Source organism: Vibrio genomosp. F10 str. 9ZD137, from assembly GCF_049974785.1.
Lineage (GTDB): Bacteria > Pseudomonadota > Gammaproteobacteria > Enterobacterales > Vibrionaceae > Vibrio.
In genome coordinates, this window is sequence record NZ_JBNGCJ010000404.1 from 1 (window position 1) to 7,142 (window position 7,142).

At 45.1% G+C, this 7,142-nt stretch carries 4 protein-coding genes and 1 pseudogene; 3 read left to right on the top strand and 2 right to left on the bottom strand.

What is annotated here, in order from left to right; genetic code table 11:
* The 3 genes and pseudogenes from ACP45E_RS09245 to ACP45E_RS09255 all read left to right on the top strand — a co-directional run.
* A pseudogene (locus ACP45E_RS09245) lies at positions 1–166 on the top strand (acetate kinase); the annotation flags it as partial.
* Positions 167–326: 160 nt separating this feature from the next.
* Positions 327–2,465 (top strand): phosphate acetyltransferase, encoded by a 2,139-nt coding sequence (gene pta, locus ACP45E_RS09250; RefSeq protein ID WP_017033867.1) that lies wholly within the window; start codon positions 327–329, stop codon positions 2,463–2,465.
* A 275-nt stretch (positions 2,466–2,740) separates the two neighbouring features.
* A complete protein-coding gene (locus tag ACP45E_RS09255) occupies positions 2,741–5,518 on the top strand; it encodes a M16 family metallopeptidase (RefSeq protein WP_426510984.1) in 2,778 nt (925 codons plus the stop codon).
* A 205-nt stretch (positions 5,519–5,723) separates the two neighbouring features.
* Here the strand turns inward: ACP45E_RS09255 and oppF are convergent, their stop codons facing one another.
* Positions 5,724–6,716, bottom strand: a complete 993-nt coding sequence (oppF, locus tag ACP45E_RS09260) for a murein tripeptide/oligopeptide ABC transporter ATP binding protein OppF (protein ID WP_017037855.1) — start codon at positions 6,714–6,716, stop codon at positions 5,724–5,726.
* The coding region (locus tag ACP45E_RS09265; protein ID WP_347229978.1) for an oligopeptide/dipeptide ABC transporter ATP-binding protein at positions 6,713–7,142 on the bottom strand (430 nt) is incomplete at its 5' end. The genes oppF and ACP45E_RS09265, both read right to left, overlap by 4 nt.

Consider the following 7,142-nt stretch of genomic DNA (forward strand, 5'->3'; position numbering starts at 1 on the left):
CCTAGGCATCTTCGGTATTGAAGTCGATGGCGAAGCTAACCTAAAAGCTCGCTTCGGCAGCGAAGGAACGATTACTACAGCGAACAGCCGTATCCCAGCAATGGTTATCTCTACGAATGAAGAGCTAGTAATCGCTGAAGATACCGCTCGTCTAGCCGCACTATAATTATTTTTGGCCAGTGAATGCCACTGGCCTTATTTTCTGTACATACATAAGGGCTCAACCGCTATTCCAAAGGGACTTTGGTATTGATCGTATTGCTCGATTAATCGAGAACTAAGGGATCAGTCGTTGGGCTTTTTTTTCAAATAAAGGTGTTTTGCATATGTCTCGTACTATTATGCTTATCCCAACTAGTGCTGGTGTTGGTCTGACTAGTGTTAGCATGGGTGTTCTTCGCGCCATGGAGCGCAAGGGCGTTAATGTTTCTTTCTATAAGCCAATCGCACAGCCACGTTCAGGTAAAGATCAGCCAGATTTAACCTCAACGATTATTGCGGCGAACAGCTCAATTCTGGTTGGCCAGCCAACGCCTATTTCTGTTGCTGAAAACTTGATCGGTAACGAGAAAATGGACGTGCTGCTAGAATCTGTTGTAGAACAATACAACAAAGTCAGCAACGATTCAGAAGTGACGTTAATTGAAGGCTTAGTGCCTACTCGTAAGCACCCATTTGCTAACCAAGTCAATGCGGAGATAGCGAAGACATTAGGCGCTGAAATTGTCTTAGTGGCGACACCAGGCACAGACAACCCTGTTCAGCTTAAAGAGCGCATTGAAGTCGCATGTTCTAACTTTGGCGGCACTAAGAACAAAAGCATCAAGGGCGTTATCATCAACAAATTCAACGCGCCTGTTGATGAAGCGGGTCGCACGCGCCCTGACCTATCTGAAATCTTCGACGATGCAGACAGTGCGCAACAAGCGAACCTTGAAGTCATGCAAATCTTCAACACGAGCCCAATTCGCGTTCTCGGTTGTGTGCCTTGGAGCATTGACCTAATCGCAACTCGTGCTATTGATATGGCGAAGCACTTAAACGCCGAAATCATCAATGCCGGTGAAATTGAAAAGCGTCGTATTAAGAGCATCACTTTCTGTGCACGTTCTCTTCCTCACATGGTTGAGCACTTTAAGCCTGGTTCTTTACTGGTGACTTCAGCTGACCGTCCAGACGTAATCGTTGCAGCGGCTCTAGCAGCGAAAAATGGCGTTGAAATCGGTGCTATCTTACTCACTGGCGGTTATGACATGCCAGAGCAGATCATCGAGCTTTGTAAGCCTGCATTTGAAACGGGTCTTCCTATCTTCAAAGCACAAGGCAACACTTGGCAGACATCGCTGAACCTACAGAGTTTCAACCTAGAAGTTCCTGCAGATGATAAAGAGCGTATCGAATTCGTTAACGATCACGTTGCTAGCCACATTGATGGTCCTTGGATTGATTCTCTATCTGAAGGTGTTCAAGGTATTCGCCGCCTAAGCCCTCCAGCATTCCGTTACCAGCTAACAGAATTCGCTCGTAAAGCAGGCAAACGCATTGTTCTTCCTGAAGGTGATGAGCCGCGTACTGTTAAAGCGGCGTCTATCTGTGCTGAGCGCGGAATCGCAAGCTGTGTGCTGATTGGTAACCCTGACGAAATTCGCCGTGTTGCAGCAGCACAAGGTGTAGAGCTAGGCGCTGGTGTTGAAATCATCGACCCAGAAGCTGTTCGTGAAAACTACGTCGCTCGTCTTGTAGAGCTACGTGGCAAAAAAGGCATGACTGAAGTCGTTGCTCGCGAAAAACTGGAAGACTCTGTATTCCTAGGCACTATGATGCTTGAGAATAACGAAGTTGATGGTCTTGTATCGGGTGCGGTTCATACAACAGCAAACACGATCGTTCCGCCGTTCCAAATCATCAAAACAGCCCCTGATGCCTCTATTGTATCTTCAATCTTCTTCATGCTTCTGCCTGATCAAGTATTGGTATACGGTGACTGTGCTATCAACCCAGATCCAAACGCTGAGCAATTGGCTGAAATCGCGATTCAATCGGCTGATTCAGCAGCGGCGTTCGGTATCGACCCGCGCGTTGCTATGATCTCATACTCAACAGGTGAATCAGGTAAAGGCGCAGACGTCGATAAAGTTCGTGAAGCAACGAAAATTGCTCAACAGAAGCGTCCTGACCTTATCATTGATGGTCCTCTACAATACGATGCAGCAATCATGGAGAACGTAGCGGCTTCTAAAGCACCTAACTCTCCTGTAGCGGGTAAAGCAACGGTATTTGTATTCCCAGACCTAAACACGGGTAACACAACGTACAAAGCTGTACAGCGTTCAGCAGACCTAGTGTCTATCGGTCCGATGCTTCAAGGCATGCGCAAGCCAGTAAACGATTTGTCTCGCGGTGCGCTAGTCGACGATATTGTTTACACAATTGCACTAACAGCCATTCAAGCGACTCAAGGTTAATAGAGCCCGAGTGTCGTTTAACGCGCTGCTTTTATCGGTAGAACGTTTACAGACAGAAAATAAACAAAACCCTCGATACTCCTGGTGATGTCGAGGGTTTTTATTATCCTTCATTTCCTCTTCGATTTTGTTGCAATTGTAAGTCAAATCAACATCACGCTTTCAGTATTTTTAACAGTCACTCGCACCCATAAAGCACTACCATGAAATCCATAACTCACTGAAATTATTTATTTTATAGTGCCATTTAGGTAAAATTCACTGAGGTTTCTATGATGAAATGTTGTATACGTCTGGTTGTAATTTCTCTATTTAGCTACATTCTACTCGGCTGCGCTTCTTCCCCTCCTCCGGTTGCACTGAAAAGTAATCCACTCTGGTCTAGCCATACGCTTGAGAATGGTTTTACTTACCACTTAAGGCATTCAGAAAAAGCCCCCGTATCAATGCGATTGATTGTCCATTCAGGCTCTTTGCAAGAAACAGAACAGCAACTCGGTTATGCCCATTTCCTAGAACACATGGCTTTCAACGGAACCAAGCATTTTAAAGGCAACGACATAGTGGCGCTTTTTGAACAAGCAGGCGCGAGCTTTGGGGCCGACCTGAATGCTTACACCAGTTTCCACGAGACGATCTATAAGCTCGATCTTTCTGATGATAGCTCGCTTGAGAAAGGGCTGCTCTGGTTTGGCGACATTAGCCAACACATTCGATTAGAGGGCGATGAAGTCGAGAAAGAAAAAGGGGTTGTACTGGGTGAAATTCGTCGTAGTCGACCAGAAAACCAACCGCTCGCATACAAGTATTATGATCATCTACTTGAAAGCACTCAGTATCATACTCGTGACCCGATCGGCACCAAAGAAAGTATCAATAACCTTTCTCTCTCAGCGCTGAATGCCTATTATGACCAGTGGTATCAACCCTCTCGAACTGAACTCGTTATTTATGGCAACTTTAACCAAAGTAACATTTCATCATTAATCAAACAGCAATTTGAGAACTGGGAAGAGACATCCACAGAGACTCAATTTGAACCTAACACAACCGGCCAAAGATACAACTTCACCGATCTAATCAGCACGGTTGAAGAATATGAAACCCCAAGTTACGGCATGGTTTTCGATCGTGGTGATCGCGCTACCACTACAGTTAGAGCGCAACAAGAAGCTTGGCTTGATGAGATTGCTCATACCGTGATCAGGCAACGATTATCAACTCGCTTTATGGATGCCGCACTGCCAGTTGTGGGGCTATATTCGATAGATTACTTGCTCCCTTACCAGCGTCTTTTCTTAACTGAAATTACCTTTCCTCCAGAAACAAGAGAGGCCAACCAATCACTATTTCAAGCCACCATTGCTGAGCTACGTGACTTCGGGATCAGCCAAGAAGAACTCGAACTCGTAAACAGTGAATGGCAAACACGGTTGAATAACTTAGATACGGATTGGAACAATACCAACGCTGAGACACATGCTGATGGTAAAGTCACCTCTCTCATTTTGGGTCAACCTGCACAAGACCGAGAGCAACATAGGCAAAACTTAATGGCACTGACTGAGAATCTAAGCGTTAGCAGTATTAATCGCCATTTACGTACCTTACTCTCTTCTGATTATCAACTGGTCATTGGTGTCGACCCACAGGAAGACATTTCACAGGTCACTGCTTTAGCACCGAAATGGCGGAAAAATACCGATGCTCGTGCCAAAAAACCACTCATGTTAGCCGCCGCCAATACAGCATTTAACGCACCGAAAATGTCAGGTTCTATCGTAAGTCAGCAAGCATTAGATTCAAGGCATAACATTCACACCTGGTCACTTTCCAATGGTGTAGAGGTTTGGTACCAGAAAGACCAAAGCGTTGGAAACAAAATACATATGGTTTTGGCTAGTCGAGGCGGAAAAACAGCATTAGACCCGACGCTATTTGTGGCAAGCGATATCGCGATTAATACGGTTTCTCGAAGTGGTATTGGTGACTTTGATGGCTCATCGTTGGATTCTCATCTTAGGCGCCACGACTTGTCGCTCATTCCATTTATCCACTTTACTCAACATGGCATTGAACTTCAAAGTAACCAAAAGAATCTGACTGATAGTTTTGCGGCGCTGCACACCGTCTTTACCGATATCAATATCGATGAAGCTCAGCTTGAAGCAGTTAAGCAAGAGTATCACCAATCGGTCGCTTCTTTCCTGTCATCACCAATCGGACCTTTCACCAAAGAGCTCAACCATATCAGCTATTTCTCCTCTAGCCCGCACTTCTTTCAAGAGCTCTCTGATATTGATGCAGTAAGCTCTCTGCAAATAGAGCAAGTTCATCGTGATCTTTTCACCAGAAATAGAAACTATAAGCTTGTTATCATCGGCAATGTCGACGCTTCAGAGCTTACACCACTGCTCAGAAAGTACATCGCATCAATTCCACTGACTCGCACCAATGATGAACCCTTCACTGTGGCTTATCGGGATTACCAAAACGAACGCATCGATGTTTCGACAAACACCGAAAACACCAGCCACTATCTGCTGCGAATGACCAACCCTAAGACTGAACAGCGTGGTGCAAAGGAGATATTCATTGATGACATGCTTCAGCGCATGCTTACCCAACGCTTAACGACACATGTGCGAGAAGAGTTAAGTTTAGATTACGCCCCGTATGCATTTTCAGTCACTCAAGACAGCGAATTAGCCAGTGATTGGATGTTAACCGCTGACACGGATCCGAAAGATGTAGAAAAAGTAGAATTGGCCATTGATAACGTTGTTCGAGATCTATTACTCACCATTAGTGAGGGAGAACTCGCCGCAGTGGGAAGCCAGTTAGTCAATGATCTTGTGCCAATTGACAACGATGCACCGCAAAGAGCTTGGTTTTACGCCAGATATCTCATTCATGGCTATGGTTTAGACCCTCTTTTTGATCCGCAAGCACAAGTTGATAAGATCTCGTTAAGCGATGTTCAGCAAAGAGCTGCACTTATCTTTGGTGATGACTCTATCGTAGTTAAAGGCATCCTTAGACCAAAATCGTAATCTTCATACATACTTCACTCCAAAGCCTTATCCTCTCGATAGGGCTTTTATTTATAGGTTCTTTTCCACTATAGATGTCTTTGACTGTAAGATTTTTTAGCAGCGTTTTAACACGTGCTATCATTTGGAAACACCCAAAAACAAAAAAAGCGCGATTCATTTAAGAAATCGCGCTTAAGCCTGTCACAGGCTGAACTAACGAAGTTTAGATGCTCACGTGTAAACAGGATACAGCGTGCACATCATTACCTTGGATCGTAGGTTTCGTCTCTGCACATTCCTGTGTTGCTTTCGGGCAACGCGTACGGAACACACAACCCGATGGCGGATTAATTGGAGACGGTAAATCCCCTTCCAACATCTCGATTTTCTTTGCTCTTTCAAGACGAGGATCGGGAATCGGTACCGCTGACATCAGTGCTTTCGTGTAAGGATGTTTTGGCTCGGCAAACACGGCATGCGCTTCACCCAGCTCAACGGCGTTCCCCAAGTACATCACTAACACTCTGTCTGAGATGTGCTTAATCACAGACAAATCATGGGCGATAAACACCAGGCTCAAACCAAGCTCTTTTTGTAGCTCTTTAAGAAGGTTTACGACCTGTGCTTGAATCGATACATCAAGAGCTGATACCGGTTCATCACAAATTATCATTTTTGGATTCAAGATAAGTGCACGTGCAATACCGATACGCTGACATTGGCCACCCGAGAACTCATGAGGATAACGGTTGATTACATTAGGTAATAGACCGACTTTCGTCATCATCTCTTTAACTCTTGATTTTACTTCGTCCTTACTCAATTCAGGGTAGAAAGTTTCAAGTGGTTCGGCAATGATATCGCCAATCGTCATTCGAGGGTTCAGAGAAGCTAACGGATCCTGGAAGATCATTTGAATATCTTTACGAGTTTCACGTCGCTGCACAGAATGCATTTTAGTTAGGTCTTGACCCAGCCACACCACTTCACCATCGGTTGCTTCAACGAGCCCGATAATCGCACGTGCAAAGGTAGACTTACCGCAACCAGACTCACCAACTACACCTAGGGTTTCTCCTTCGTATAGACGAGCGTCAATGCCATCGACCGCTTTAAGATTTGATGGCTTTGACCATGGCCAAGCAGATTTAGACGCAATGCTAAAATGTACTTTTAAGTTTTTAACATCTAGCAATAATGATTTTTGTTCGCTCATTTTGTCCAAGTCTCCCAGTCAGAAAAACACGCACGCTGTCGTCCATCACCAAATGGTTGAAGGATCGGCGCTTCACTCATACATCTGTCCATCACACGGTGGCAACGATCCTGATAAGGGCAGCCCGGTGGCAGACGAAGTAAGTTAGGTGGATTACCTGGAATCGTTGGTAGAATTTCACCTTCGGTATCGAGGCGAGGAATGGCTTTTAACAGCCCCTCTGCGTATGGGTGGCTCGGTTCATAGAAAATTTCATCAACACTACCGTACTCCATGGTACGGCCTGCGTACATCACCAGCACTTTGTCACAAGAGCCAGCAACAACGCCCAAATCGTGAGTAATCATGATGATTGCAGTATTAAACTCATCTTTCAGTTCATTCAACAAATCCATAATTTGAGCTTGAACAGTCACATCAAGGGCC

Bases quoted from the DNA above. Each gene is read 5' to 3' on its own strand.
- oppF (WP_017037855.1), bottom strand. From the start codon at position 6,716: ATGAGCGAACAAAAATCATTATTGCTAGATGTTAAAAACTTAAAAGTA.
- ACP45E_RS09255 (WP_426510984.1), top strand. From the start codon at position 2,741: ATGAAATGTTGTATACGTCTGGTTGTAATTTCTCTATTTAGCTACATT.
- pta (WP_017033867.1), top strand. From the start codon at position 327: ATGTCTCGTACTATTATGCTTATCCCAACTAGTGCTGGTGTTGGTCTG.